Origin of the sequence: Acuticoccus sediminis (genome assembly GCF_003258595.1) — a bacterium.
In the GTDB taxonomy this organism is placed as follows: domain Bacteria; phylum Pseudomonadota; class Alphaproteobacteria; order Rhizobiales; family Amorphaceae; genus Acuticoccus; species Acuticoccus sediminis.
Genome location: NZ_QHHQ01000001.1, coordinates 1309399 through 1334286 on the forward strand (window position 1 = coordinate 1309399; position 24888 = coordinate 1334286).

25 protein-coding genes and 1 tRNA gene are annotated in these 24888 nt (G+C 70.0%); 5 read left to right on the plus strand and 21 right to left on the minus strand.

Features of this window, described 5'->3' with window-relative positions; genetic code table 11:
• Positions 1 to 14 precede the first annotated feature (14 nt).
• The 9 genes from hisG to speB all read right to left on the minus strand — a co-directional run bounded on the left by hisG (position 15) and on the right by speB (position 9765).
• The gene (hisG, locus tag DLJ53_RS05610; protein ID WP_111343034.1) at positions 15 to 983 is read right to left on the minus strand and encodes an ATP phosphoribosyltransferase; all 969 of its coding nucleotides are present in this window, start codon (positions 981 to 983) and stop codon (positions 15 to 17) included.
• Positions 980 to 2059 carry an ATP phosphoribosyltransferase regulatory subunit gene (locus DLJ53_RS05615; RefSeq protein ID WP_111343035.1) on the minus strand — a complete coding sequence of 360 codons (1080 nt, stop codon included), beginning with the start codon at positions 2057 to 2059 and terminating at the stop codon, positions 980 to 982. Before DLJ53_RS05615 ends, hisG begins: the two co-directional genes overlap by 4 nt.
• 7 nt (positions 2060 to 2066) lie before the next feature.
• Entirely contained in the window at positions 2067 to 3494 is a 1428-nt protein-coding gene (gene hisS / locus DLJ53_RS05620; RefSeq protein WP_111343037.1) for a histidine--tRNA ligase, read from the minus strand.
• A 136-nt stretch (positions 3495 to 3630) separates the two neighbouring features.
• Positions 3631 to 4428, minus strand: a complete 798-nt coding sequence (locus DLJ53_RS05625) for an ABC transporter permease (protein WP_111343039.1) — start codon at positions 4426 to 4428, stop codon at positions 3631 to 3633.
• Positions 4425 to 5270 carry an ABC transporter permease gene (locus DLJ53_RS05630; RefSeq protein WP_111343040.1) on the minus strand — a complete coding sequence of 282 codons (846 nt, stop codon included), beginning with the start codon at positions 5268 to 5270 and terminating at the stop codon, positions 4425 to 4427. Before DLJ53_RS05630 ends, DLJ53_RS05625 begins: the two co-directional genes overlap by 4 nt.
• On the minus strand, positions 5267 to 6295 hold the full coding sequence (locus DLJ53_RS05635; protein WP_111343042.1) for an ABC transporter ATP-binding protein: 1029 nt from the start codon (positions 6293 to 6295) through the stop codon (positions 5267 to 5269). Before DLJ53_RS05635 ends, DLJ53_RS05630 begins: the two co-directional genes overlap by 4 nt.
• 1 nt (position 6296) lies before the next feature.
• Positions 6297 to 7376, minus strand: coding sequence for an ABC transporter substrate-binding protein (locus DLJ53_RS05640; RefSeq protein WP_162408923.1), 1080 nt, complete (start codon positions 7374 to 7376; stop codon positions 6297 to 6299).
• Positions 7377 to 7507: 131 nt separating this feature from the next.
• A complete protein-coding gene (locus DLJ53_RS05645) occupies positions 7508 to 8677 on the minus strand; it encodes an acyltransferase family protein (protein ID WP_146619903.1) in 1170 nt (389 codons plus the stop codon).
• Between the two features lie 44 nt (positions 8678 to 8721).
• Positions 8722 to 9765 carry an agmatinase gene (speB, locus tag DLJ53_RS05650; RefSeq protein WP_111343046.1) on the minus strand — a complete coding sequence of 348 codons (1044 nt, stop codon included), beginning with the start codon at positions 9763 to 9765 and terminating at the stop codon, positions 8722 to 8724.
• Between the two features lie 180 nt (positions 9766 to 9945).
• Here speB and DLJ53_RS05655 point away from each other — a divergent pair, with 180 nt between their 5' ends.
• Positions 9946 to 10374 (plus strand): acyl-CoA thioesterase, encoded by a 429-nt coding sequence (locus tag DLJ53_RS05655; protein WP_111343048.1) that lies wholly within the window; start codon positions 9946 to 9948, stop codon positions 10372 to 10374.
• Between the two features lie 74 nt (positions 10375 to 10448).
• On the opposite strand, the gene trmD is transcribed toward DLJ53_RS05655, so the two are convergent.
• From trmD to ffh, 5 genes are read right to left on the minus strand one after another with little or no spacing between them, the layout of a single operon-like run.
• On the minus strand, positions 10449 to 11144 hold the full coding sequence (trmD, locus tag DLJ53_RS05660; protein ID WP_111343050.1) for a tRNA (guanosine(37)-N1)-methyltransferase TrmD: 696 nt from the start codon (positions 11142 to 11144) through the stop codon (positions 10449 to 10451).
• A complete protein-coding gene (gene rimM, locus DLJ53_RS05665) occupies positions 11144 to 11764 on the minus strand; it encodes a ribosome maturation factor RimM (protein ID WP_111344117.1) in 621 nt (206 codons plus the stop codon). Before rimM ends, trmD begins: the two co-directional genes overlap by 1 nt.
• 18 nt (positions 11765 to 11782) lie before the next feature.
• Positions 11783 to 12157 (minus strand): 30S ribosomal protein S16, encoded by a 375-nt coding sequence (rpsP, locus tag DLJ53_RS05670; protein WP_111343051.1) that lies wholly within the window; start codon positions 12155 to 12157, stop codon positions 11783 to 11785.
• Between the two features lie 34 nt (positions 12158 to 12191).
• Positions 12192 to 13337: a GNAT family N-acetyltransferase gene (locus DLJ53_RS05675; RefSeq protein ID WP_146619904.1), complete on the minus strand. Its 1146-nt coding sequence runs from the start codon at positions 13335 to 13337 to the stop codon at positions 12192 to 12194.
• Positions 13334 to 14920: a signal recognition particle protein gene (gene ffh / locus DLJ53_RS05680; RefSeq protein WP_111343054.1), complete on the minus strand. Its 1587-nt coding sequence runs from the start codon at positions 14918 to 14920 to the stop codon at positions 13334 to 13336. The genes DLJ53_RS05675 and ffh overlap by 4 nt, the downstream gene beginning before the upstream one ends.
• Positions 14921 to 15735: 815 nt before the next feature.
• Here ffh and DLJ53_RS05685 point away from each other — a divergent pair.
• Together DLJ53_RS05685 and DLJ53_RS05690 are read left to right on the plus strand one after the other, a co-directional pair.
• Entirely contained in the window at positions 15736 to 16029 is a 294-nt protein-coding gene (locus DLJ53_RS05685) for a hypothetical protein (RefSeq protein ID WP_111343056.1), read from the plus strand.
• Complete coding sequence (locus DLJ53_RS05690) at positions 16026 to 16478, plus strand: DUF3775 domain-containing protein (RefSeq protein ID WP_111343058.1); 453 nt, start codon at positions 16026 to 16028, stop codon at positions 16476 to 16478. The genes DLJ53_RS05685 and DLJ53_RS05690 overlap by 4 nt, the downstream gene beginning before the upstream one ends.
• 51 nt (positions 16479 to 16529) lie before the next feature.
• Here the strand turns inward: DLJ53_RS05690 and DLJ53_RS05695 are convergent, their stop codons facing one another.
• The 4 genes from DLJ53_RS05695 to DLJ53_RS05710 all read right to left on the minus strand — a co-directional run bounded on the left by DLJ53_RS05695 (position 16530) and on the right by DLJ53_RS05710 (position 20068).
• Positions 16530 to 18257 (minus strand): SulP family inorganic anion transporter, encoded by a 1728-nt coding sequence (locus DLJ53_RS05695; RefSeq protein WP_111344119.1) that lies wholly within the window; start codon positions 18255 to 18257, stop codon positions 16530 to 16532.
• 61 nt (positions 18258 to 18318) lie between these two features.
• The gene (locus DLJ53_RS05700) at positions 18319 to 19203 is read right to left on the minus strand and encodes an MBL fold metallo-hydrolase (RefSeq protein WP_111343059.1); all 885 of its coding nucleotides are present in this window, start codon (positions 19201 to 19203) and stop codon (positions 18319 to 18321) included.
• Positions 19169 to 19633 carry a YeeE/YedE family protein gene (locus DLJ53_RS05705; protein ID WP_111343061.1) on the minus strand — a complete coding sequence of 155 codons (465 nt, stop codon included), beginning with the start codon at positions 19631 to 19633 and terminating at the stop codon, positions 19169 to 19171. Before DLJ53_RS05705 ends, DLJ53_RS05700 begins: the two co-directional genes overlap by 35 nt.
• Positions 19634 to 19636: 3 nt before the next feature.
• Entirely contained in the window at positions 19637 to 20068 is a 432-nt protein-coding gene (locus tag DLJ53_RS05710) for a YeeE/YedE family protein (RefSeq protein ID WP_111343062.1), read from the minus strand.
• A 301-nt stretch (positions 20069 to 20369) separates the two neighbouring features.
• Between DLJ53_RS05710 and DLJ53_RS05715 the strand changes: the two genes are divergently transcribed.
• Together DLJ53_RS05715 and DLJ53_RS05720 are read left to right on the plus strand one after the other, a co-directional pair.
• Positions 20370 to 21389 carry a hydrogen peroxide-inducible genes activator gene (locus DLJ53_RS05715; RefSeq protein ID WP_111343064.1) on the plus strand — a complete coding sequence of 340 codons (1020 nt, stop codon included), beginning with the start codon at positions 20370 to 20372 and terminating at the stop codon, positions 21387 to 21389.
• Between the two features lie 121 nt (positions 21390 to 21510).
• Positions 21511 to 22275 (plus strand): hypothetical protein, encoded by a 765-nt coding sequence (locus DLJ53_RS05720; protein ID WP_202913007.1) that lies wholly within the window; start codon positions 21511 to 21513, stop codon positions 22273 to 22275.
• A gap of 73 nt (positions 22276 to 22348) precedes the next feature.
• On the opposite strand, the gene DLJ53_RS05725 is transcribed toward DLJ53_RS05720, so the two are convergent.
• The 3 genes from DLJ53_RS05725 to DLJ53_RS05735 all read right to left on the minus strand — a co-directional run bounded on the left by DLJ53_RS05725 (position 22349) and on the right by DLJ53_RS05735 (position 24803).
• Positions 22349 to 23233 (minus strand): DUF1402 family protein, encoded by an 885-nt coding sequence (locus DLJ53_RS05725; protein WP_244935008.1) that lies wholly within the window; start codon positions 23231 to 23233, stop codon positions 22349 to 22351.
• A 371-nt stretch (positions 23234 to 23604) separates the two neighbouring features.
• Positions 23605 to 23679 (minus strand) — tRNA-Gln (locus DLJ53_RS05730).
• 182 nt (positions 23680 to 23861) lie between these two features.
• Positions 23862 to 24803 carry a carbohydrate kinase family protein gene (locus tag DLJ53_RS05735; protein WP_111343069.1) on the minus strand — a complete coding sequence of 314 codons (942 nt, stop codon included), beginning with the start codon at positions 24801 to 24803 and terminating at the stop codon, positions 23862 to 23864.
• Between the last annotated feature and the right edge of the window lie 85 nt (positions 24804 to 24888).

Here is a 24888-nt window from a genome sequence, read left to right on the forward strand (position 1 = left end):
GCGCCGCGCCGCGGTCAGGCGATCGCGGCGAGGAGGGCCTCGGTCAGCGGGTTGTCCTCGTAGACGTCCGCCACCTGTACGATCACCACCGACGGGGCGCCGATGAGGCGCAGGAACGCGGCGCATTCCGAGCCGCGGCGGCGCGGCACATGCAGCGTCAGCGGCGCCGGGTCGGTCCCGAACGGGGCGACGGCGCCGAAGCGCTCCGCCGTCTCCAGCGCGGCGCGGGCGGGGTCCGGAACCACGGCGCGCACCTCCAGGATGGAGCGGGCGCGCATCTCCGCGGCGATGCGGTCGACGATCGTCGCGGCGAGGCTGCGGCTGGTGTCGGTCCAGGGCGCGACACGCGAGGCGACGAAGTTCGCCTGGCTCTGCAGGATCACCCCGTCGGACAGGACCTTGAGCTGGTTGGCGGCGAGCGTCGCCCCGGTCGTCGTGATGTCGACGATGAGGTCCGCGGCGCCGGCTGCCGGGGCGCCTTCGGTCGCGCCGAGGCTCTCCACGATGCGGTAGTCGGCAAGGCCGTGCGCCGCGAAGAAGCGGCGCGTCATGTGGACGAACTTCGTCGCGACGCGCAGCGTGCGGCCGTGCCGGGCGCGATGCATCTCGGCGGCGTCGGCGAGGTCGGCCATCGTGTCGACGTCGATCCACCGCTCGGGCACGGCGACCACGACGTCCGCCGGGCCGAAGCCGAGCGGGGTCACGAGGTGGAGCTGCGCCTCGCGCTGGCCGGGATCGTCGACCGTCTCGTGAACGAGGTCGAGCCCGGTGAGGCCGAGGTGGGCGTGGCCGGCGGCGAGCTCGCGGGCGATCTCGGAGGCGGAGAGGAAGGCGACCTCGACTTCCGGCATGCCGCCGATGTGGCCGCGATAGTCCCGTCCGCCGCGCGCGCGGTCGATCTTGAGGCCGGAGCGCGTCAGGAACTCCAGCGCCTGCTCCTGGAGGCGGCCCTTGGACGGGACGGCGAGGATGAGCTCGCTCACGACGTGGCCTCCGGCAGTCGGTCGAGCCACACCGAAAAGCCGATGCCCGGCAGGGACGTGGTCGGGTCGAGGAGGGCGATCAGCTTGTCGTAGCGGCCGCCGGCGATGGCCTCGTTGACCCCGTCGATCCCCAGCATCTCGAACACGAAGCCCGTGTAGTAGCCGATGCGGCGCCCGAACGAGGCGTCGAAGGTCAGGGCGGAGGTGTCGACGCCGATGGCACCGAGCGCGTCGGTGCGGCGCTGGAAGTCCTCGATGACCGGGCCGAGGTCGAGGCCCTCGGCGCGGGCGAAGGCGGTCAGGCGTTCGCTCGCCCGGTCGAGGGGCGCGGTGAGCGGCAGGAAGCGTTCGATGGTCTCGGCGGCGCGCACGGACCCGCCGTTGCTGGCCTGCTCGAGGAGGCGCATCGCGATGTCCTCGTCGGTGCGGCCGCCGGGGGGCGGGGCGCCGGGAAGGCCGATCACCGCCTCGACGATGGCCCGCGCCTGGGCGGCGTCGACCTTGGCGAGCGCCGGGCCGAGGCGGGCGGCGAGGCCGTCGGACGTGTCGCGCCGGGCGAGCCGGGAGAGGGCGCCGGCCATGCGGGCGGTGTCGCCGAACGCGGCGTTGAGGCGCGAGCGCCAGCTGGCCGAGAGGCCGAGGGCCGCCGTCAGCGCGTCGAAGACGTGGGCGTCGCCGACGCGGACCTGCGGCGCGCGCATCCCGGCCGCGGCGGCGCACTCCATGGCGAGGGCGAAGACCCTGGCGTCGGTCGCCATCTCGTCGCCGTGGCCGATCCACTCGGTCCCCATCTGGGTGAACTCGGGATCGCCGGACATGCGGCGCTTGCGGAAGATCTTGCCGGCGTAGGCGTAGGTCTTCGGCGCGTCGCGGTGGGCGGCGAGGTGCTCGTAGCAGACCGGGATGGTGAAGTCGGGGCGCAGGCAAAGGGTCTGCGCGCCGTCGTCGGTGGTGAAGAGGCGCTTGCGGAACTCTTCCCCGGCGAGGTCGACGAAGATGTCGGCAGGTTGCAGCAGCGGGACGGAGACGACCATCTCGCTGGCCGCTTCCAGCACGGACCAGACGGCTTGGCTCATCGCGGCCTCACCCGATGATCGCGCGCACCGCGGCGGCGATCGTCTCGATGTCGGCGTCGACTTCGACCTGGGCCGGGCGGGCGGCGACCCACTCGGCGCGGTCCTCGATGTTGGCGGCGGCTTCCTTGCCGGCGGCGAGGTCCTTGATCTGCACCTTGCCGGCCGCCCGCTCGTCGGCGCCCTGGATGATCACGCAAGGGGAGCCGCGCCGGTCGGCGTACTTCATCTGCGCTTTGAAGCCGGAGTCGCCGATGTACATCTCCACCGGGACGACGGCCCCGTCCTGGTTGAGCGCGGCGCGGAGTTTGGCCGTCATCTCCTGGTAGGCGGCGACGTTGTCGCGGTCCATGACGGTGACGATCACCGGTCCGCGGTCGGCCGCGGAGGCACCCTCGCGGGCGGCCAGCGCCGCGGCGAGGCGCGACACCCCGACGGAGAAGCCCGTCGCCGGGACGTCTTGGCTGATGAAGCGGCCGACGAGCCCGTCGTAGCGGCCGCCGCCGCCGACCGAGCCGAAGCGCACGGGGCGCCCCGCGTCATCGGTCACCTCGAACTTCAGCTCGGCCTCGAACACGGCGCCGGTATAGTACTCGAGGCCGCGCACCACCGAGGGGTCGATGATCACGCTGTCGTAGCCGGCACGCTTCACGACCTCGCCGATGGTGACGAGATCCTCCGAGAGCTGCGGGTCCGCGGTCGGGTCGAGCAGGGCGAGGACCTTCTCGGACTGCCTGTCGTCGAGGCCGGCGCCCTTGGTGAAGTCGCCCGACTCGTCCTCGCGGCCGGGGCCGAGCAGCTTGGCGATCTCGGGCAGCGGGAACTTGTCCGCCTTGTCGATGGCGCGCAGCACCGTCAGGCGGCGCGGGTCGCCCTCCGGCAGGCCGATCTCGGACAGGATGCCGTCGAGCACCCGGCGCGAGTTGACGCGGATGGCGTACTCGTCCTTGCCGAAGCCCAGCGCCTCCATCGTGTCGGCGGCCATCATGCAGACCTCGGCGTCCGCCAGCGGCGACGCGGCGCCGACGATGTCGGCATCGAACTGCATGAACTGGCGGAACCGGCCCGGACCCGGCTTCTCGTTCCGGAAGACCCAGCCGGCGCGGTACGACTTGTACGGCCGCGGCACCTCCTGGAAGCGCTCGGCCACCATGCGGGCGAGCGGCGCGGTCAGGTCGTAGCGCAGCGACAGCCACTGCTCGTCGTCGTCCTGGAACGCGAAGACGCCTTCGTTCGGGCGGTCCTGGTCCGGCAGGAACTTGCCGAGCGCGTCGGCGAACTCGATCAGCGGGGTTTCCACCGGCTCGAAGCCCCAGCGCTCGTAGACCTCCTGGATCTGCGCCATCATGCGCTGGGTTCGCCGGATCTCGCCGGGATGGCGGTCAGCGAACCCGCGCGGGAGTCGCGCCTTGGGTCGGTTCGCCTTATCCTTCGCCATCTTCAGCCTCCATTTGAGGCCGTTCGTCTAGCGCGAGTTCACCGCCGCGACAACTGCACGCGTACCGGCCGCATGGCCGGCATACGTCACAGGGCCGTGCGCGCCCGGCGCTCCGGCATGCGCGAAGCCGCGTGCGTCAGTCGCGCCGCCATGCGCCGAGGAGGCGCGGCAGGTCGCCGAAGCGGGCGACGAGGCCGAAGACGAGCACCGCCACCGCCACGAACAGCACCGAGATCGAGGCCATCGTCGGCGTGTAGCCGTAGCGCAGGGCGTTGAAGATCTTGATCGGCACCGTCTCCACCGTGAAGCCGACCGTCATGTAGGCGACGATGTACTCGTTGAGCGACAGCACGAACGCGAAGGCGAGCCCCGAGATCACGTACGGGAGCACCAGCGGCGCCACGATCGTGCGGGCGATGACGGCCTCCGAGGCGCCCATCGTGCGCGCCGCGTCCGGAAAGGCCCGGTCGATGGAGGAAAAGCCCAGCGAGATCGTCACCAGCGGCAGGCTGGTGAAGAACACGGCGTGCGAGATCACCACCGTCCACGACGCGCCGTAGAAGCCGACCGTCGCCCAGAGGCTGAGCGCGCCGAGCGCCGTGATGACCGGCGGCAGCACGAACGGCGAGACGCCGAGAAGCTGCACGACCCGCCCCACCCATGTGGTGCGCCGCCAGAGCGTGTAGGCGATCGGCAAGGCGATCAAGACGGCGATGACCGCCGAGAGGGCGGCGATGGTGACAGAGCGCAGGATCGCCGAGCGCCACGCCTCGTCGGTGAACATCTGCGCGTACCAGTCCAGCGACAGGCCCTGGGGTGGAAAGGCGAGGGTGCGCTTGGCGTTGATCGAGACGCCGGCGATCACCACGATCGGCGCCGCCAGGAACACCGCGACGACGCCGAAGAAGAGCCGCGTGAGGACCTTGCCGCTCATGTCGGGTTCCGCCCGAACATCGCCGTCAGCATCACGAGGAGGAGGCTCGCCACGACGAGGAAGACCGCCATCGCCGCCGCGAACGGCATGTTCGACTGGTAGATCGCCTGGTCGGTGATGAGGACGGAGAGCGTCCAGTGCTGCGGCCGGCCGAGGAGCTGCGGCAGCAGGTAGGCGCCGAGCGCGAAGACGAAGACGACGATGAAGGTCGCGGCGAGGGTGCCGCGCATCGCCGGCAGCGTCACGGTGAGGAAGGCGCGAAACGGGTTCGCCCCCATGGTGCGCGCCGCCTCCGACCACGACGGGTCGATGCGCGAGAACGCGGGGTAGAGCACCAGCGTGGCGTATGGGAAGGCCTGGTACACCATCCCGGTCAGCACCGCGCCGAAGCTCGGGCTCCAGGCGTCCGGCTCGCTCATCAGCCCCAGCGCCACGAAGAGGTTGGTGATGCCCGCGGTGCGCGACAGCAGCGTCGACCAGGCGAAGCCGATGATGACCTCCGACAGCGACAGGACGGCGAGCAGCGCCACCAGCCACATCACCTGCGTACGCCGCGGGGCGCGCGTCAGGAGGTAGACGAACGGGGCGCCCACCGTGACGCAGATCGCCGAGACCAGCGCCGAGAGGCCGAGCGAGAAGAGGAGCACCTTGCCGAAGAAGGCCGACAGGAAGCGCTCGTAGTTCGCGAGCGTCAGGATCGGCTGGTAGAAGGCGGCCTGGTCGCGGGTGAAGAGCGAGACCGCGATCATCAGCCCGAACGGGACGACGAAGAAGGCCGTCAGCATGACCGCCGGGAAGGCGAGGGGGGCCTGATCCTTCACGCCGCTCGCAGCGCCGGTCATGGCGCATCGTCCAGGATCACGACCCCTGCGGGGTCGATGGCGAAGGCGACCGTCTCGCCGGCGGGCGGGATCGCCGTGCCCGCCGGGCCGACGACGATCACCTCGCCGGCGGCGCACACCAGCCGCGCCTCGACCTGCGCACCGAGGTCGCGCACGAAGACGACGTCGGCGGGGATGCCGCCCTGTCCGGTCGACGTCACCGTGATCGCCTCCGGCCGCACGGAGATGCGCAGCGCGTCGGCGGAGAGGGGCAGCGCGACGGGGACGCCGCCGATGGTGGGCCCGCGCTCGGTGTGGACGACGTCGAAGAGGTTCGTCTGGCCGATGAAGTCCGCGACGAAGGCGTTGGCGGGCTGGCGGTAGACCTCGAGCGGCGGGCCGACCTGCTGCACGACGCCGGACTTCATGACGACGATGCGGTCGGCGAGGGTCATCGCCTCGCGCTGGTCGTGGGTGACGACGATGGTGGTGATGCCGAGCCGCCGCTGCAGCTGGCGCAGCTCCACCTGCATCGCCTCGCGCAGCTTGGCGTCCAGCGCCGACAGCGGCTCGTCGAGCAGGAAGAGCTTCGGCGAGACCGCCAGCGCGCGGGCGATGGCGATGCGCTGGCGCTGCCCGCCGGAAAGCTGCGAGACCGCGCGCCGCTCGAATCCGGGGAGCTGCACGAGGTCGAGGAGTTCGGCGACCCGCGCCTTGCGCCGGGCGCGCGGGACGCCGCGGATCGTCAGCGGGTAGGCGATGTTCTCGCCGACCGTGAGGTGCGGGAAGAGGGCGAGCGACTGGAACACCATGCCGAAGTCGCGCTGGTGCGCCGGCACGGCGTTCAGGGGTTCGCCGCCGTAGATGATGCTGCCGGAGGTCGGCGCCTCCAGCCCGGCGATCATCCGCAGCAGGGTGGTCTTGCCGCAGCCGGACGGGCCGAGGAGGCAGACGAACTCCCCCTCCGGCACCGTGAGGGTGGCGGTGTTGACAGCGGTGACGCCGCCGAACGACTTCGTCACCGCATCGAGGGTAAGGTCCGCCACGTCAGCCGACGATCAGCTCGGTCCACTTCTGGTTCAGCCAGTCCGACTTCTCGATGTAGATGTCGTAGCGCGGCACGATCGGCGGGATCTCCGAGGAGACGGCGTTGAACTCCTCGTCGGTGAGGTCCAGCTTGGACCGGGCGATCACCGGCGCGGTGCCGACCTTGCGGGCGAGAAGGCCCTGGATTTTCGGCTGTGTCATGTAGTTGATGAACTCGTGCGCCTCGTCGAGCTTGGTGGAGGCCTTGGTGACGGCCCAGCAGCCGGAGTCGGAGATGCCGCCCTCCTTCGGGAAGGTTGAGCGGACCGGGAAGCCGTCCGCCGCGGCGAGGCCGGTGACGTCGTGGTAATACTGGCCCATCGGGATCTCGCCGGACTTCAATGCCTGCTCGAATTGCGCCTCGTCGCGGTACCAGAGCTGGACGTTCGGCTTCAGCTCGGCGAGCTTCGCCATGACCTTGAGGATCCCCTCGTCGGTGGAGAGGATGTCGGTCCCGCCGAAGAAGGTCGTCGCCGTCACCTCGAGCAGGAAGGAGTTGGAGACGAGCGCCAGCAGGCCGAGCTTCTGCTTGTTGGCCGGGTCCCACATCACGGCCCAGCTCTCCGGCGGCTCGGGGTAGGCGTCGGTGTTCGTCACCAGCGTGATGTACCAGGCAACCGCACCGACGCCCGCGAGCCCGCCGTCCGCGTACTTCAGCATGAACGGCGGCAGGATGTCGCCGATGTTCTCGATCCTGGCGGAGTCCAGCTTGGCCCAGAGGTCGCCGGCGATCCCCTTGCGCATGGACACCTGGGACATCATCGAGACGTCCGCCGGCGCCTGGCGCGCGCGTGCCGCCTGCTGCAGCTGGATGAGCCAGGCCTCGCCCGTCGGCTCGGCGACGCTCTCGACCGCGATGCCGGTCGCTTCGGTGAAGGCGGGGAAGATGTTCGCGTCGAAGGCGTCTTTGAAGTAGCCGCCATAGACGCCGACCTTCAGCGAGCGGTCCTGCGCTCTGAGGATGGACGGAGTGGCGAGCGTGGCAGCCCCCGCGGCGGCGCCGGCAAGGAGCGTGCGCCGCGTGATGGGGAAGCGGTTCATCATAAGATCCTCCGGTTATTATCGTCCTTCGAGGCACGAATGATGCCATTTTCCGCAGATCCTGCACCCGCTTTCGACAAGGCGTGGGGTCACGGCTTGCGGAGGGGCCCGCCCTGCGGGCGGAACGGCGGCTACGTGTCGCGTTTGGCCGGGATACCGGCACCGAATCCGGTGGGCGGTACGCTGTAGCCGGGCACGAAGCGCCGGCTCCACAGCAGGAACGGCCGCTCCACGGTGTGGGTCAGCACGGCCGAGAGGGCGACCGCGCCGACGATCAGCGCCGCGACGCCGAGGTCGGATGCGCCGAGCTCCACCCCGAGCGCGAGGTTCACCGCCGCGCGCGCGACGCCGAAGAACAGGCTGTGCAGGAGGTAGAGGATGTAGGAGCTCTGCCCGAGGAGGAGCAGCCAGCCCGGGACCTTGAGCGGCGTCGCGACGGCACCGTAGACGAGGATCGCCGCCGGGATCCCGAACTGGAACTCACGTCGCAGCTCCGGCTCGTGGAGCAGCGCGGCAAGGCTCGCCACCTCCGGCGCGAAGAGCGCCCCGGCCATCGCCGCCGTCCCCAGGACGAGGGCGGCCGGGCCCAGCGGCATGCGCGTGTTGAGGTGGAGCCAGCAGATCGCGATCCCGAAGGCGAACTCTAGGATGACAGGATAGCCGAGGTAGAAGAGGGCCGGCACGTCGCCGAGCGGCGTCGACACGTAGAGGACGGCGAACGCGTACCAGAGGAGCAGCGCCGCCACGACGCCGCGCAGCCCGTAGCAGCGGAAGCCGAGGGCGAAGAGGAGGTAGAACGTGATCTCCAGCCCGAGCGTCCATGCGACCTCCATGATCTGGAACGGGAGCGGCAGCAGGAACACGGACGTGACGATGTAAACCGGGTTCCCCGCTTCCGCGAACGGCGCCCCGATCCCGACCCGCAGGCTCAGCAGCTCCACGGCGATGGTCGCCGCGAGGAAGGCCCAGTAGACCGGGAAGATCCGCCAGAACCGCCTTGCCGCGAAGTCGGCCAGGTCGAAGTGCCGCGCCTTCGCCACGGTTAGGGTGATCACCAGTCCCGAGATGACGAAGAAGACGTCGACGCCCGCCCCGCCGAGGTGGAACGCGTCGAAGCGGCTCGGCCGCTCGGTGTAGTCCGGGTTCATCGTCGGCGCGTGGTACAGCACCACGAGGAGCGCAGCGAAGAACCGGAGCGCCTGCACCAGCGCGATGGTACCTTCCGTCCGGCGGGCCGGCGGGGGCGGGCTCGCCCCGGTTCCGGTGGTGGTGTTCTCGCCGCGTGACGGGTCACGCGCCATGGTCGAGAACACCCATGAAGCAACGCCTTATTTTACATCTGCATTCAGCGAGATCTCAGCACGAGCGCCGCCAGGCTGACAAGTTCGAAGAGCATCTGGGCGCCGGCGTGCGCGGTGTTGGTCGTGGCGTCGTACTGCGGGGCGACCTCGACGACGTCGCCCGCCACCATGTCGATGCCGGTGAGGCCGCGCAGGATCGCCAGCGCCTCGCGGGTGGAGAGGCCGCCGATCTCGGGCGTCCCGGTGCCCGGCGCGAAGGCGGGGTCGAGCGAGTCGATGTCGAAGGAGATGTACGTGGGGCCGTCGCCGACGACTGCGCGGGCCTTGTCGATCACGGCGTCGATGCCGATCGGGTCGATTTCCTCGGCATGGATCACGGTCATGCCGCTCTCGTAGGAGAATTCCCACAGGAACTCGGAGGAGCCGCGGATGCCGATCTGGATCGTCCGTTCCGGGTCGAGGACGCCGTCCAGCACAGCCTGGCGGAAGGGGCCCCCGTGATGGAACTTGTTGCCGTCGAAGGGGCCGGCGGTGTCGCAGTGGGCGTCGATGTGGATCATGCCGACGGGCCGGCCGGCGCCGACCGCGCGCAGGGTCGCGAGGCTGATGGAGTGATCGCCGCCGACGAAGATCGGCATGACGCCCGCCGCCAGGATCACCTTGGCCGCGGCGGTGATGTCCTCGTGGCACTGGATGAGGTCGTAGCGGGTGCGGAAGGGCACGTCGCCGACGTCGGCGACGGAGACGTCCTTGGCCGGCATCACGTCGAGGACATGGTTGTAGGGGCCGACACGCTCGATCGTGCGCACGGCGCGCGGGCCGAAGCGGCTGCCGTTGCGGTTGGTGACGCCGAGGTCCATCGGCACGCCGAGGAGCGCGACATCGAGGCCCGAGAAGTCGGGCGCGGACCAGTCGATCGCGCGGTAGGGCGTGTCGAGGAAGGTCGAGACGCCGGCGAACGGGGCGGTCCGGGTCCCGTTCGGGTCGATCAGCCTGTCGGCGACGGCGGCCCATTCGCGCTTGTAGATCCGCCGCTCGTTGTCGCCGCCGAACTTTTCGCGCAGCGCGGAAAGCTTCGCCTCGTCCATTGCAGGTCCCTCCATCGACGGGCCGACAATATTGTGCCGGGCCGGGTGACGACAACATCGCCTCGATCCCGGCTCCACCGGCCCTGGCCCGCTGACCGTCCCGGCGGTGGCCGGCGCGGCGGTGCCCTTGGGGGAGAGGATGCGTTAGGTTCCCGTCACGCTTAACCAACGGGAGACGGAATGACCGAGCGGCTCGAACTTCTTCGCGGTGTGGTCCACCCCTGGCACCACGACCACTTCGGCCACATGAACGTGCGCCACTACGCCCCGTTCTTCGACGATGCGGTCTATCACATGTGGTCCCGGCTCGGCCTCGCCTACTCGAAGTTGATCCCCGAGCACGGCGTCCACACCGTGACCGCCCAGGCGACGACCCAGTTCGTGAAGGAGCTGACGGCGGGCGACCTCATCGTCATCGACGGCGCCGTGTCGCGCATCGGCTCCAAGAGCACCACGTTCCACCTCAGGATGCTCCACGCCGACACCGGCGAGCTGCACGCGACCTACGACCTGGTGGAGGTGTTCTTCGACCCGAAGACGCGCGGCTCGGCAAAGATGCCGGATAGCGTGCGCGAGCGACTTTCGGCCCACCTCGTCGAGGAGGGCTGAGCCGGAGGCCGGGCCGGGCGTCCCGCGGGGCGCCGCCCGGCGGCGGTGGGCGCAAGGAACGGGGAGGAGCCGGCCTACCTGACCGGCTCGCCCGGGATGCGGCGTTCGAAGAGGTCCGGACGGCGCGCGGCGGTCAGGCGCAGCCGCGCGTCGCGCCGCCAGGCGGCGATCTTGCCGTGGTCGCCGGACATCAGGACGGGCGGGATCGGCGCCCCCTCCCACTCCGCGGGCCGCGTGTACTGCGGGTGTTCCAGCAGGTCGTCGGAGAAGCTCTCCTCGTCGGCCGAGGTAGCGTTGCCCATGACCCCGGGCAGGAGGCGCACCACGGCGTCCAGCACCGCCAGCGCGCCGATCTCCCCGCCCGAGAGGATGTAGTCGCCGATCGACACCTCGATGAGGCCGCGCCGCTCGATGACGCGCTCGTCCACGCCCTCGAAGCGGCCGCAGACGATGGTGACGCCCGGCCCCGCGGCGAGATCCCGGGCGAGCGTCTGGTCGAACGGGCGCCCGCGCGGGCTCATCAGCAGGCGCGGGCCGGCGCCGCCGGCGCTGTCGATGGCGCGGGCGAGGACGTCGGCGCGCATCACCATGCCGGGACCGCCGCCGGCCGGGGTATCGTCGACGGAGCGGTGCCTGTCGGTGGCGCTGTCGCGAATGTCACGGACGTCGAGCGTCCACTTGTCGCCCAGCGCGCGGCCGGCGAGCGCCATGCCGAGCGGACCCGGGAACATCGCGGGATAGAGGGTGAGGACGGTGGCGGCGAAGGACATCAGTCGCCCTCGCCCTCGCGATCGCCCTCGCCATCGCCCACGCCGGCATCCGCCGGCGGCTCTGTGCCGTCGTCGAGCAGGCCGGGAATGGCGACGACGGTGACGAAGCCGCCGGCGATGTCCACCTCCGGCACGACCTCGCGCGTGAAGGGGACGATGAGCGGCTTGCCGCCGACGATGTCGAGGAGGTCGCCCGCGCCGAAGTCGAACACGCCGCGGATGGTGCCGAGCACCGTCCCGTCCCGGAGGCGCGCCTCGAGGCCGATGAGGTCGACGTGGTAGAACTCGTCCTCGTCGGGACGCGGCAGCCGCGTCCGGGGGACGAACAGCTCCGTGCCGCGCAGCGGCTCGGCGGCGTTGCGGTCGTCGATTCCCTCGATGGTCGCGACGATCGCCTTGCCGATGGCCTTGACGGACGTGAGTTTCACCGCCCGTCCGTCGGCGGTCTGGAACGGGTTGTAGCGGCGCAGGCTCAGCGGGTCTTCGGAGAAGACCGTGAGCTTGACCGCTCCGCGCACCCCGTGCGGGGCGCCGATGGTCGCCATGACGATGTCCGGCCGGTCGGCGTCGGGCCTGTCGCCATCGGGTCGTTCGACCTTGGGTGTGTCGGCCTTCGGCATGGCGACCTCGTCCAAGGCTTACGCCTCGGCGGACTCGGCGGCGGCTTCCGCCTTGTCGGCCTCGGCCTTACGGCGAGCCTCGGCGCGCTCCTGGGCCTTCTTGCCCGGCTCGGCCTTGTTCGGGTTGTTGCGGGCCGGGCGCGACGCGATGCCGGCCTGGTCGAGGAAGCGCAGCACGCGGTCGGTCGGCTGGGCGCCCTGCTTCAGCCAGTGCTCGATGCGCTCGGCGATCAGCGTGATGCGCTCCGGGTTGTCCTTGGCGAGCATCGGGTTGTAGGTGCCGACCTTCTCGATGAAGCGGCCGTCGCGCGGGGAGCGCACGTCGGCGACGACGATACGGTAGTAGGGACGCTTCTTCGAGCCGCCGCGGGCGAGCCGGATCTTGGTGGACATGATGACTCCTGGTTCTGTCTGAAGGTCTGTGCGCTCAGAGCGCGGGTTCGAGTTCGTGGATCCTGGGGCGGCCGGCGGCCGCCTCGGGTTGGTGTCGCCACACCTGGACGGTGTTGCCGGCGATGCTGGTGGTGCCGTCGAGGACGGCGCCGACCCGGCGCGCGACACCCTGCGAGGCGGCGTTGTCCGGATCGATGAAGCTGACGAGGCGGGAGAGGCCCTGCTCGGCCGCCACCTCGCGGACCGCGGCGACGGCCTCGGCGGCGAATCCCTCGCCCCGCGCGTCGGCGGTGAGGCTGTAGCCGATCTCCGGGCAGGGCCAGTTCAGCGGGTGCCACAGGCCCACGCTGCCGATGAACCGGCCCTCGTGCTCGACCGCGTACATGCCGTAGCCGCGCAGGTGCCACATCCCGGCCCGCTGGATGAACGAGCGCGACGCCGTGTGCAGCGACTGCGGCCCGCCGAGGAAGCGCATGGACTGCGCGTCCGCCAGGTGCGCGGCGAGGCGCGGGAAGTGGTCCGGCCGCCACTGCGTCAGCAGGAGGCGCCGGGTGCGGATGCGCAGCGGCATGACGCTCGAGTCGAGCATCACCTCCTCGTCGCGGTCGGCGGCGGCCGGCGACATCTGGTGGTGCCAGATGTCGGCCGCGGCGCCGTTGATCTCGACCCGCCGGCCGCGGGTGGCGCCGACGGCCTGGGCGACCCGCTGCGAGCCGGCGTTCTCCGGCGCGATGGTGCTGATCAGCGAGGGGATGCCGACGGCCTCCGCGATCGACTTCACCGCGCGAACCGCCTCGGCCGCCCGGCCGTCGCCGCGCGCGTCCGGCAGGAGGCCGTAGGCGATCTCCGGCTCCGGCCAGTCGTGCGGGAACCAGATGCCGGCGTAGCCGTAGAGGCGGCCGCGCTCGTCCGTCAGGGCGTAGCAGCCCATGCCGTAGATGCGCCACAGGCCGCTGAAGCGGGCCATCCGATCGAGCGTGCCCGCGCGGTCCGCGACGCCGCCGATGTGGCGCGTCGAGTCCGCGTCGCCGAAGAACTCGGTGAAGCCGTGCAGGTGATGCATGGCGAAGGGCTCGAGGATCATCCGCCGGGTGCGGATGGACTGGGGCATGACGATGCCCCGGAGCCCGCGCTCGGCATCGGCCCGCCCGGCCGGTATGCCGGCGAGGGGGTCTCTCACTTGCGCTTGCCCTTCTGGCGCTTGCCCTTGCCGTGGCCGCCGCCGAGGCCCGGAAGGCCCGCCATGCCGGGACCGCCGAGACCGGGCAGCCCGCCGGGCATGCCGGGGCCGCCGAGTCCGGGAAGCCCGCCGCCCATGCCGCCCATGCCGCCGCCCTGGGGCATCTGCTTGGCGAGCTTCTCGAGGTCGGCCGGATTCATGCCCTTGAGGCCCTCCGGCACGTCCGGAACGCCGCCGCCGCCCATGCCGAGCATGGAGCCGAGGCCGGCCATCATGCCGCCCTTCTTGCGGCCCATCATCTTCATCATGTCCGCCATCTGGCGGTGCATCTTGAGGAGCTTGTTGACCTCGGCGACCTCGGTCCCCGAGCCCGCGGCGATGCGCTTCTTGCGGCTCGCCTTCAGGATGTCGGGCTTCTTGCGCTCCGTCTTGGTCATCGAATTGATGATCGCGACCTGCTTCTTGATGATCCCGTCGTCGAGACCGGCCGCGGCCATCTCCTTCTTCATCTTGCCGATGCCGGGCATCATGCCCATGAGACCGCCGAGCCCGCCCATCTTCTCCATCTGGGCGAGCTGGTCCTTCAGGTCGTTGAGGTCGAAGCCGCCCTTGGCCATCTTCTGGGCCATGGCCGCCGCCTTCTCGGCGTCGACGTGCTCTGCGGCCTTCTCCACCAGGGAGACGATGTCGCCCATGCCGAGGATGCGGTCGGCGATCCGGCGGGGGTGGAACTCCTCCAGCGCGTCCGCCTTCTCGCCGACGCCGATGAGCTTGATCGGCTTGCCGGTGGTGGCGCGCATCGACAGCGCCGCGCCGCCGCGGCCGTCACCGTCGACGCGGGTCAGCACGATGCCGGTGACGTTCATGCGCTCGTCGAACGCCTTGGCGGTGGCGACGGCGTCCTGACCGGTCAGCGAGTCGGCGACGAGCAGGATCTCGTGCGGGTTGGTGGTCTTCTTGATGTCCGCGATCTCGGTCATCAAGGCTTCGTCGATGGAGAGGCGGCCGGCGGTGTCGAGGATGACGACGTCGAAGCCGCCGAGGCGGGCCGCCGTCATCGCGCGCTCGGCGATCTGGCGCGGGTTCTGGCCCGGCACGATCTTCAGCGTCTCGATGCCGTTCTCCTCGCCGAGCACGCGGAGCTGCTCCTGTGCGGCGGGGCGCTGCGTGTCCAGCGAGGCCATCAGGACGCGCTTCTTCTCGCGGTTCTGAAGGCGGCGGGCGATCTTGGCGGACGTGGTGGTCTTGCCCGAGCCCTGGAGGCCGACCATCATGATCGGCACCGGCGCGGCGGCCGCCAGCGAAATGGGCTCGGCCGTCTCGCCGAGCATCTTCACCAGCTCGTCGTGGACGATCTTGACGACCATCTGGCCGGGCGTGACCGACTTGACGACGGTGGCGCCGACCGCCTCCCTGCGCACCTCTTCGATGAACTGGCGCACGACCGGGAGGGCGACGTCCGCCTCGAGGAGGGCACGCCGGATCTCGCGCATCGCCGCGTCGACATCGGCCTCCGAGAGCGCACCACGGCCGGTGAGCTTGTCGAAGATGCCGGAAAGGCGATCGGAAAGGCTCTCGAACATGGGCGACCCCCGCACGGGTTGTCCGGCTCGCCAAGGCTTTGCCGGACGTTTAAACAACGCAAAACGCGCCCGAGGGCGCAACGCGCTGTCGGGCGGTGGGGCGGCGGACGCCGCATCGCAAGGGGAGTTACGTGCGCGGGGGCGCGTCGTCAAGCCGTGCGTGACGGAAGGATGACAATTTCCGGCTGTGGCCGCCGCGCCACAGCGCCACGCATTCGTGCGGGGCAGGCGTGACGGTGACGCGAACTCGGGGAAAAGCCATGGCGCAAGGGGGGCGGAACTGCGTCTCGAGTGCCGTCCGCCATCCTGCCGGGCAAGGCTGTTGCCTTTCGGCAGGATCGTCAGCGGTCCTCGCGAAGACCGCCGTCGAAGGTCCAGCTCGCGTCCGAGCGGTTCAGGTCGGGCCCGGGCCCGTCGTGCGTTACGCGGTCGCGGGGCCGGTCAGAGCCGGCCGAGCGTGTCGAGCTGCCCGAGCGTCGTGGTTCCGGATCCCGCCGGAAGCGCGCCGTCATGCGGGCGAGGGCCGCCGAACGCCCACGGCGACGGGGGAACGGTGGGCCTGGTTTGGGTCGAAGACGGCGCGGCTGCGCCGTTGGATGAATCGGAAGTCGGAAGACTCACGCTGGCCATCGTCATACTCTCCTTACTGAAACTGCGGCCCGCTACTCGGATAGATCCATTAGGGCCTCGCGGGATGAACACGGACCGAACGTGATCTTTCCAATTGCGACGGTGCGATGGCGTGCAATTCAGCTACGCGCAACTTTTGGCCCGCCGGCGACATTGTCCGCTCCGAAGGGATTTGGGAGAGACCAATGGCAAAGCCGAACCACTCTGCGGCGCGTAGCCGACAGAACGCGCCCGAGGCGGACGACCGTCTGGGCGCGACGGATCTAGCCTCGGACATCATGGGGAACAACCAACTCCAGGGCGACAATCAAGCGAATGTGCACAACCAGCGGAACGCATGGCCGGACGTGAAGACCGAGCCCGACGCGGATCCGGTCGACAGCGCGAAGATGGTCGACAAGGACGCCCGTGCCCGGGCCGAGCTGAACAAGGGCAGGGGCGTGCATCCTGGAAAGGCTTCGGAGGGGGATGAGCGATGAGCCTTCGTGAACGCAGCGGCGCGCGCGAACTCAACGTCGACGAGGACCTCGTGCGCCTCATCGCCGCACGGGCAAGCGCCGCGCTCTTCGAGGAGCCGGACGCCGAGGCCGACGAGATCGAGCGGGAGATCGAGATCGACTCCGCCACCTCGTTCACGCAGGCCGACGAGTCCGGCCTCTCGGACGAGCGGGAACCCAGCCACACGCTGGAGGAGGTCGCCGCGATGATCGACACGCTGAACGTCGACGAGCAGGCGGAGATCCTGGCGCTGACGTACATCGGCCGCGGCGACTACGAGCCCGCCGACCTCGAGACCGCGGTGCGGGACGTCAAGGCCGCCGCGTCCGGCCCGGCGAGCGCGACGCTCTTCGAGATCGAGGTGTTTCCGAGCCAGCTCGAGGCCGGCCTCGACACCTACCTCGAGTGGGTGGACAAGCAGGCCGGCTGACGGCCCCGGAAGGGGGGCAGCCCCTCCCTCCCGACGGCGGGCGGCGCGGTCCTACTGCGCCGCGTGCCGGAGCGAGCCCAACGCGAGCCACGCGTCGTACTGGGACAGGAACACGCGACCGTTCAGCTCCTGCAGGAAGTGGGCGCCCTTCAGGCGGTCCATCACCGGGCCCTTCACCTCGCTGAGGTGGAAGCCGACGCCGATCTCCTTGAGGCGATGGTTGATGACCTCGAGGATCTCCAGCGCCGAATAGTCGATCTCGTTCACCGCCGAGCACATCAGGATGACGTTGCGGATCTCTGGACGCTCCGCCAGACGGTCCTGCAACAGGTCCTCCAGGAACCGGGCGTTGACGAAGTAGAGGCTCTCGTCGACGCGCAGGGTGAGGAGCGAGGTGTCCGTCTCCACCCGGTGGCGGTTGATGTTGCGGAAGTGCTGCGTGCCCGGGACGCACCCGACCTCGGCCACGTGCGGCCGGCTCGTCTTGTAGAGGTGGAGCGCGATCGACATCACCACGCCCGCCGACACGCCGACCTCGACCCCCAGCACCAGCGTCAGCAGGATCGTCGTCGCGACCGCGTAGAAGTCCGACTTCGAGTAGAACCAGGTCTTCCGCAGGATCGAGAGGTCGACGAGGCTCAGCACGGCCACGATGATCGTCGCGGCCAGCGTCGCCTTGGGCAGGAAGTAGACCAGCGGCGTCAGCGCCACGGCGGCGATCGCGAGGCCGAGCGCGGTGAACGCGCCTGCCGCCGGCGTCTCCGCCCCCGCGTCGTAGTTGACGACGGAGCGGGAGAAGCCGCCCGTCACCGGATAGCCGCCGGTGAAGGCCGCGCCGATGTTCGCCGCACCGAGGCCGATCAGCTCCTGATCCGGGTCGATCCGCTGCCGCTTCTTGGCCGCCAGCGTCTGCGCAACCGAGATCGATTCCACGAAGCCGATCACCGAGATCAGCACCGCCGGCATGAAGAGCGTGCCGAGGAGCTCGGGCGACAGCGAGGGCATGGTGAGCGGCGGCAGGCTCTGTGGCACCTCGCCGACGACGGCGACGCCCAGTCCGGTCAGCCCGAGCCCCCACACCGCGAGCGTCGTCGCGATGACGGCGACGACCGGCCCCGCCTTGGTGGCGACGCCCGCCGCGCCGGGCGACACGCCGAGCTTCACGAGCGTCGGCTTCAGCCCCTTGCGGACCCAGAACAGGAAGGCCGTCGCCGACACGCCGATCACGAGCGTCACCGGGTTCACGGTGTCGATGTGGGCGACGAGGGACGCCACCATGTCGATCAGCGTGTCGCCCGAGGCCGAGATCCCGAGGACGTGCTTGAGCTGGCTCGCCGTGATCAGGATGCCCGACGCGGCGATGAACCCGGCGATGACCGGATGGCTGAGGAAGTTTGCGAGGAAGCCGAGCCTGAAGATGCCCATCGCGAGGAGAAGCGCGCCCGACAGCCCGGCGAGCGTCAGCGCGGCGGCCGTGTAGCCCATGGTCCCCTGCTGGGCGACCTCGCCGACGGCCGCGGCGGTCATCAGCGAGACGACGGCGACGGGGCCGACCGCGAGCGCGCGGCTCGTGCCGAAGACGGTGTAGAGGAGGATCGGCACGATCGAGGCGTAGATGCCCGCCTCCGGCGGGAGGCCGGCGAGCAGCGCGTAGGCGAGCGACTGCGGGATCAGCATGATCGTGACGATCACCGCCGCCATCAGGTCGTTCGACAGCGCGTGCCGCGAATAGGTGCGTCCCCAGTCGAGGAGGGGGACGAACTCCCGTATCTTGTCGATCACGGCCGCACTCCGGCGATTTCGGCGCCCTGGAGCACGCCGGGGTGGGCCGGTGCGCGCATCAAAGGCCGTTCAGTGGGACTTTGAGGTAGCGTTTGCCGTTGCTGTCCGCCTCCGGCAGCTCGCCCCCCTTCATGTTGACCTGCAGTGACGGGATGATGAGCCGCGGCATGGCGAGCGTCGCGTCCCGCTCGGTGCGGAACTTGACGAACTCCTCCCGGCTCCTGCCCCCGCCGACGTGGATGTTGTGGGCCTTCTCCTCGCCCACGGTCGTCTCCCAGCGGATGTCGCGCCCGTTGGGGCCGTAGTCGTGGCACATGAAGAGGCGCATCCCGTCCGGAAGCGCCAGCACCTTCTGGATGGAATCGTAGAGGGTGCCCGCGTCACCGCCCGGGAAGTCCGCCCGCGCCGACCCGCCGTCCGGCATGAACAGCGTGTCTCCCACGAAGGCCGCGTCGCCCATGACGTGGGTCATGCAGGCGGGCGTATGGCCGGGGGTGTGCATCGCGAAGCAAGCCATCGTGCCGACGGTGTAGGTGTCGCCGTCGTCGAACAGGCGGTCGAACTGCGAGCCGTCGCGCTGGAACTCGGTGCCTTCGTTGAAGATCTTGCCGAACGTCTCCTGCACGACCGTGATGTAGCGCCCGATGCCGACCTTGCCGCCGAGCTTCTGCTGGATGTACGGCGCGGCGGACAGGTGGTCGGCGTGGACGTGGGTCTCGATCAGCCACTCGAGCTCGAGGCCCTCGTCCCGGACGTAGGCGATCATCGCGTCGGCGTGCTCGTAGGTGATGCGGCCGGCGGCGTAGTCGATGTCCATGACGGAATCGACGATCGCGCAGGCCTTCGAGCCGGGATCCTTGACGATGTAGGAGATTGTGTTGGTGGCGGGGTCGAAGAACCCCTTCACCTCAGGTTTTACGGACAGATCCACCGGATAGAGCATCCCGTCCTCCAGATTGTTTCGCGACACCGTCGAGGAGGCGCGCGGCCGCCAGACCCGCGCACAGGGCCGCGACGAAGATGAACACATCGGTCAGCCCGGTGCCCAGCATCGGCAGCGAACCGCCGGGGCAGAACCCGGCTATTCCCCAGCCGACACCGAAGACGGCGGACCCGGCGACCAGCCGGCGGTCCACCTGCGTCTTCGTCGGCAGTTGGAAGCTGTCGGCGCAGACCGGCCGCGGGCGGCCGAGCACGAGGCGATAGCCGATGAATGTGACAGTCAGCGCGCCGCCCATGACGAAGGCGAGCGAGGGATCCCAGGTTCCGGCGATATCGAAGAAGTTCAACACCTTGGCGGGGTTCCCCATGCCCGAAACGCTGATTCCGAGCCCGAACACGGCGCCGATGGCAAGAGCGATGATGAGCCGCATCGGTCAGACCCCCAACACATGACGGATGACGAAGACGGTGACGAACGTCGCGGCCATGAAGGTGAGGGTGGCGACCAGTGAGCGGCGCGACAGGCGCGCGAGCCCGCACACCCCGTGGCCCGACGTGCAGCCCCCGCCGAACGTGACGCCGACGCCGACCAGGAGCCCGCCGATCACCAGCATTGCCCGGCTCGCGGGGACCTCGACCACCGGGAAGGCGCCGGTGAGCGCCAGATAGATGACGGGGCCGAGCACCATGCCCGCGACGAGCGCGATACGCATCGGCCAGTCTGCACGGTCTCCGAAGCCGAGCGCCCCGGCGAGGATGCCGGTGGCCCCGAGGATGCGGCCGAGGAACGCCATCAGCAGCACGGCGGAGAGGCCGATCAGCGCGCCCCCGCCCAGCGAGGCGAGGGGGGTGAAGGTCGTCGCCATGGGTCAGCCTCCGATCCGGCGGCCGCGTGCCGTTCCGGACCCGGTGCCGGACGGGCCGAGGGCCCCGGCGCGAACGGCGGCCGGAGCGGCGAACGTGGGTCTCATGGTCGGCGAGGTCCTTTTCCGTCTGCACCCTGCCGCGACGCCGGCTGCGCCGCCCCGGGCGCCCTCCCGCTCCGTGGCGGAGGTGCGCCGGGGTGAGGCCTCGGTCCGGCAGGCGGCGAACTCACTGGACAGTAGATGAGCGCGGCGAGGTGATCAGGGAAATTGAATTATTGCGCCGTTGTGATTGAAATAAGCGATGACCACTCTCCGCCAGCTCCGCTTTCTCGTCGCACTTTCCGAGACGCTCAATTTCTCGCGTGCTGCAGAAGTCTGTCATGTCACGCAGTCCACGCTCTCGACCGGCCTCAAGGATCTTGAGCACGCGTTGGGGGCGCAGCTCGCCGAACGGAGCCGCCACTCGGTCGTGCTGACCCCGGTCGGACTCGAGGTGGCACGGCGCGCGCGCTCCGTGCTCGCCGATGTCGCCGATATCGAGGATTTCGCGCGGTCGGCGGGGGCCTTCGGGGCCGGATCCGTGCGCTTCGGCGCGATCCCCACGGTGGGGCCGTTCATCATGCCGCGCGCGCTGCCGCTGATCCGCTCGGCCTTTCCGGCGCTGCGGCTCTACCTGCGCGAGGAGCTGACGGCGTCGCTGGTGGACGGTCTCGTCGCCGGCCGGCTCGACGTCGCGATCATCGCCCTGCCGCACGACCTTCCGGCCGAGATCGCGGTCGAGCCGTTGTTCCGGGACGGCTATCAGCTCACCGTGCCGCGTGGTCACCCGCTCGCCAACCGCGACTCCGTCGACGGACACGACCTCGAGGGCCGCGACCTGCTGCTCCTGGAGCGGGGCCACTGCCTGCAGCGGCACGCCCTGTCGAGCTTTCCCGACCTTGCGCTGACCAGGGACGAGACCTTCGCCGCGACGAGCCTGCCGACTCTCGTGGCGATGGTCGAGCAGGGGCTCGGCCTGACGCTCCTGCCCAACGTCGCCGTCGCGGCGGGGGTGGCGAAGGGGCACGACGTGGCGCTGACGGATCTCGCCGGCGCCCAGCCGCGCGAGGTGGTGCTCGCCTACCGTACCACGTCGGCGCAGATCCCCCTGTTCCACGAGCTCGGCCGGCTGATCACCAGGGCGCACACGCTGCTGACGATGGAGGGCGAGAGCCTCGTCCCGCCCCGCCGGACGCGCCGCGCAGAAGAAGCGGCGCCGCCCGGGCGTGACGGGCAAGACGAAGCGACCGCCCCGCCGGCCCGCGCCCGCACGGCGCCATAGGGCGTCCGCCCGGCCATTGCCGCCGGGCGTGCCGGCGCGTCGCTCGCGGCCGATCGCCGGCAGCGACCCGGACCGGACGTCCCGGGCTCGCGATTTCTGCAAATCGCGTTGAGGTGGTAGGGTGGACCTTCAGCGTTGGCGATCGCATGTCGAAGGTATTCCGGCGTATCGGCTGGCGCTATTTGATCATGGAGAAAGTAAGATGAAGGTTCTTGGCCAGACGGCCGGGAGAGCCGTCCTTTCTGCAATGACAGCAATTTCATTAACCGCGGTCTCAACGACTGCGATGGCCGGCGACGACGCCTGGACATCTGCCGCCATCGCCGATGCCTTGACCGCCGCGCCGCCGTCCGTCACGCATGACGCGACCATCTTCGGCTGGTCCGATGGCGGCAAGCTCACCCTCGCTCGGTACGGGTCGGGGCCCTATACGTGCATCGCGAGCGGCGCGTTCTCGTTGCGGCTCGGCAAGCCGGCGCTTCCCTATCCCGATCCGATGTGCCTCGACCAGAACGCGTGGGCGTTCCTGAGCGCGATCTGGTCCGGAAAGGCGAAGGACGGCGGGACCCTGCCCACGGCACCGGGCCTTGTGTGGATGCTGGCCGGCATGAACGTCAGCAAGACGGCGGTGGACGTCGGCGCGGCGACCTTCGTCGCGACCTCCGGCACCCAGTCGAACCAGGCGGGTGGCGACGTCGTGCAGATGAGCCCGCACGTGATGGTCATGCCGCTGCCGCTCAACGAGGGCGCCGCGGAGCTGACGACGAGCTACAGCCTGGAGGACCCGATCCGTCCGTGGATCATGGCGGCGGGATTGCCGCATGAGCACCTGATGGTGCACTTCACCGACAAGAACACCCAGGCGCTCATGAATCCCGGCGAATAGGCGTCGGCCCTGCGGGCCCGAGAGGGCCGGCGCGGACCCCTGCGGAGTCCGGCGGCCGGCCCGGACTGGAGGACTAGCGGAGCATGTCCTCCAGCACGTCGATGTGGTCCTCGACGTAGGCGCCGTAGTAGTTGACCTTCGGGTTGCCGCGCGACTTGCGGGCGCGCACCCACGGGTTGCCGACATTGTAGAGCGTTGCCGTGATGCCCGGGCGGTTCGAGATGTCGACACCCACGGCGCGGTAGGCCTTGATCGCGTCGACGATGACCGCCGCGATGACGTGCAGCGACTCGTCGGGGTCGATGATGCGCTCGTAGATCGCGTCGGCGTCCTTGTAGGTCAGCTTCGGCAGCTTGGTGGTGTCCATCATCTTCAGCGCGGTGACGGGCGAAAGCTGGCCGAGGCCGTAGGTCTGGCCCGTGGCGAACGGGTTGAAGCAGGACTCGGTCAGGTTGCGGCGGGGGAGGCGGACGCCGTCGACCGTGCTGCCGCGGACCTTGCTCTGCCAGGTGGACTCGACGCACGTCCAGTAGGTGTTGGACGAGCCGCGGCACTGGTTGAACTGCGGCATGGCGAGCACGCGCTCCAGCGGCACCGAACCGCAGGCGAATTCCACGTTGCGCATGCGCCGGCCGAGCTGCAGCGCCACCTGCTGCAGGTTGTCCCGGATGTCGTAGTTGAAGACGTGCTCGCCGACGATGGCGCCCAGGATGTGGATCGGGTCGATCCCGTACGCGGCGGCGGTGCGCTTGATCTTCGGGATGAGGCGCTGCGCCTTCAGCACGTCCATCGTACGGCGCATCTTGGCCGGAACGCTGCCGCGGGTCTCTTTCAGGCGCCGCTGGGTGGCGGCGGGCAGGGGGTGGCTGCCGTACGTGCTGGGCACCTCGTTCGTCTGCGCGATGGTCGGCGCAGGCGCGAGGAAGCCAGAGAGGATAGCGATCAGGACAAAGGCCAATGCGCGTCTCATCCTGGCGACCTTTCGGAACAAGTGATGTCGGAAATATGCACCTTTATTCGGTAAAGGACTTGTGCGGGCGCTGCAACGTTGCCGCCTGTTCAAACCTTGCCGAGACATTAAGATTCGCGCGGATAATACCGAAATGTCGCACTCGGACCCGCGCCGGTGTGTATCCGGCTGCCGAAACGCCCTGTAACTCAATGGAATGCCACCGTGCGGTGCGATGCAGCCGGGAGCGGAACAATCGACAAGCCGGATCGGCGGTCCTGCGGCCGACCGTGCCGGGGCGACGCCGCCCGGAAGGGGGGCACGCGCGGCGCCGCGGTGCCTTGCGGCTGGCGTGTGGGCGCATCGGAATCGGGGCGGATTGGCTGGGGCGGCTGGATTCGAACCAGCGCATGGCGGTACCAAAAACCGCTGCCTTACCGCTTGGCTACGCCCCAAGAGACCCCACCGTTTAGCGGGTTCCTCTTGTATCGGCAACCGGACCGAGCGCCGGGCGAAAGGACGCGCGACAGGGCTTTCAACAGTCCGTGACCCGCGCGCTCCGGAGCCGCGATCGGCAGGCCGGCCGGGCGACGCGGCCGACCGCGGTCATGTGCGACGGGGACGTTCGGGCCGGGCGTCAGAGCGCCGGCAGGTCGGTGCGGCGGGGGAGGTCGGCGCCGCGGCGCGTGCAGGTGACGCCCGCCGCCTGCACCGCGAAAGCCAGGACCGCGCGGCACTGCGCCTCGTCGAGCGCGGCGACGCCGGCGGCGGTGGTCATGCCCCGGTCGGCGAGCGCGGTCAGGAGGGCGGCGAGGAAGCTGTCCCCCGCGCCCACCGTGTCCACGACCTCGACGCGGGGCGCCGCCACCGCGACGCTCCGCCCGGCGGTGTGCATCACCGCGCCGCGGGGGCCGTCGGTGACGATGACGGCGGCGATGCCCTGCTCCAGCCAGCCGGAGACGACCGTCTCGGGAGGCGTCTCGTAGGTCTCGCTCAGGTCCTCGCGGGAGGTCTTGACGATATCGGCGAAGGCCGCGAAGTCGGCGATGCGCTGGCGCCAGACGGCGGCGGACGGCTCGAACGAGCGGCGCACGTTCGGGTCGAGCACCACGAGCGGCGCCGGGTCGCGCCCCTTCGCCCGCCGCGCGAGGGCGAGGAAGGACTCGCTCGTCGGGCGCGTCACCAGCGAGAAGCAGCCGAAGACCAGCGTGTCGATGCCGTCGAGCGGGGGGAGGTCGGTCGTTTCCACCTGCCGGTCCGCGGCTTCCTCGCCGCCGTAGAAGGTGTAGGTCGGGGAGCCGTCGGGGCCGGGGGCCACGACGGCGAACGTCGTGGGGGCGGCGGTGCGCTTCAGGAAGGCGGTGCCGACGTTCTCGCTCTCGAGGTGGCTGGCGAGGCGCTGGCCGAAAAGATCGGTGGAGACGCCGGTCAGCTGGCTCACCGGGCGGCCGAGTCTCGCGAGCCCCGTCGCGACGTTCAGCGCCGACCCGCCGATCCTGGCGTCGAGCGCGAAACCGTTCTCCCTCGGCCCCTCCACGAACACGTCGTAGAGCATTTCCCCGCACACGAGTACGCTCATCGTCCCTCCCATGGGCAACGGGCCCGTCCGATCGGCCGGCTTGCCTGTTGCGCACTTTTCTTCAACGTTACCTCATTCGAGTTCG

What these genes read in the sequence shown, in the direction of transcription:
- DLJ53_RS05615 (WP_111343035.1), bottom strand. Translation starts at nt 2,059, where the DNA reads ATGAGCCAAGCCGTCTGGTCCGTGCTGGAAGCGGCCAGCGAGATGGTC.
- hisS (WP_111343037.1), bottom strand. Translation starts at nt 3,494, where the DNA reads ATGGCGAAGGATAAGGCGAACCGACCCAAGGCGCGACTCCCGCGCGGG.
- DLJ53_RS05625 (WP_111343039.1), bottom strand. Translation starts at nt 4,428, where the DNA reads ATGAGCGGCAAGGTCCTCACGCGGCTCTTCTTCGGCGTCGTCGCGGTG.
- DLJ53_RS05630 (WP_111343040.1), bottom strand. Translation starts at nt 5,270, where the DNA reads ATGACCGGCGCTGCGAGCGGCGTGAAGGATCAGGCCCCCCTCGCCTTC.
- DLJ53_RS05640 (WP_162408923.1), bottom strand. Translation starts at nt 7,376, where the DNA reads ATGAACCGCTTCCCCATCACGCGGCGCACGCTCCTTGCCGGCGCCGCC.
- DLJ53_RS05645 (WP_146619903.1), bottom strand. Translation starts at nt 8,677, where the DNA reads ATGGCGCGTGACCCGTCACGCGGCGAGAACACCACCACCGGAACCGGG.
- speB (WP_111343046.1), bottom strand. Translation starts at nt 9,765, where the DNA reads ATGGACGAGGCGAAGCTTTCCGCGCTGCGCGAAAAGTTCGGCGGCGAC.
- DLJ53_RS05655 (WP_111343048.1), top strand. Translation starts at nt 9,946, where the DNA reads ATGACCGAGCGGCTCGAACTTCTTCGCGGTGTGGTCCACCCCTGGCAC.
- trmD (WP_111343050.1), bottom strand. Translation starts at nt 11,144, where the DNA reads ATGTCCTTCGCCGCCACCGTCCTCACCCTCTATCCCGCGATGTTCCCG.
- rimM (WP_111344117.1), bottom strand. Translation starts at nt 11,764, where the DNA reads ATGCCGAAGGCCGACACACCCAAGGTCGAACGACCCGATGGCGACAGG.
- rpsP (WP_111343051.1), bottom strand. Translation starts at nt 12,157, where the DNA reads ATGTCCACCAAGATCCGGCTCGCCCGCGGCGGCTCGAAGAAGCGTCCC.
- ffh (WP_111343054.1), bottom strand. Translation starts at nt 14,920, where the DNA reads ATGTTCGAGAGCCTTTCCGATCGCCTTTCCGGCATCTTCGACAAGCTC.
- DLJ53_RS05685 (WP_111343056.1), top strand. Translation starts at nt 15,736, where the DNA reads ATGGCAAAGCCGAACCACTCTGCGGCGCGTAGCCGACAGAACGCGCCC.
- DLJ53_RS05690 (WP_111343058.1), top strand. Translation starts at nt 16,026, where the DNA reads ATGAGCCTTCGTGAACGCAGCGGCGCGCGCGAACTCAACGTCGACGAG.
- DLJ53_RS05700 (WP_111343059.1), bottom strand. Translation starts at nt 19,203, where the DNA reads ATGCTCTATCCGGTGGATCTGTCCGTAAAACCTGAGGTGAAGGGGTTC.
- DLJ53_RS05705 (WP_111343061.1), bottom strand. Translation starts at nt 19,633, where the DNA reads ATGCGGCTCATCATCGCTCTTGCCATCGGCGCCGTGTTCGGGCTCGGA.
- DLJ53_RS05710 (WP_111343062.1), bottom strand. Translation starts at nt 20,068, where the DNA reads ATGGCGACGACCTTCACCCCCCTCGCCTCGCTGGGCGGGGGCGCGCTG.
- DLJ53_RS05715 (WP_111343064.1), top strand. Translation starts at nt 20,370, where the DNA reads ATGACCACTCTCCGCCAGCTCCGCTTTCTCGTCGCACTTTCCGAGACG.
- DLJ53_RS05735 (WP_111343069.1), bottom strand. Translation starts at nt 24,803, where the DNA reads ATGAGCGTACTCGTGTGCGGGGAAATGCTCTACGACGTGTTCGTGGAG.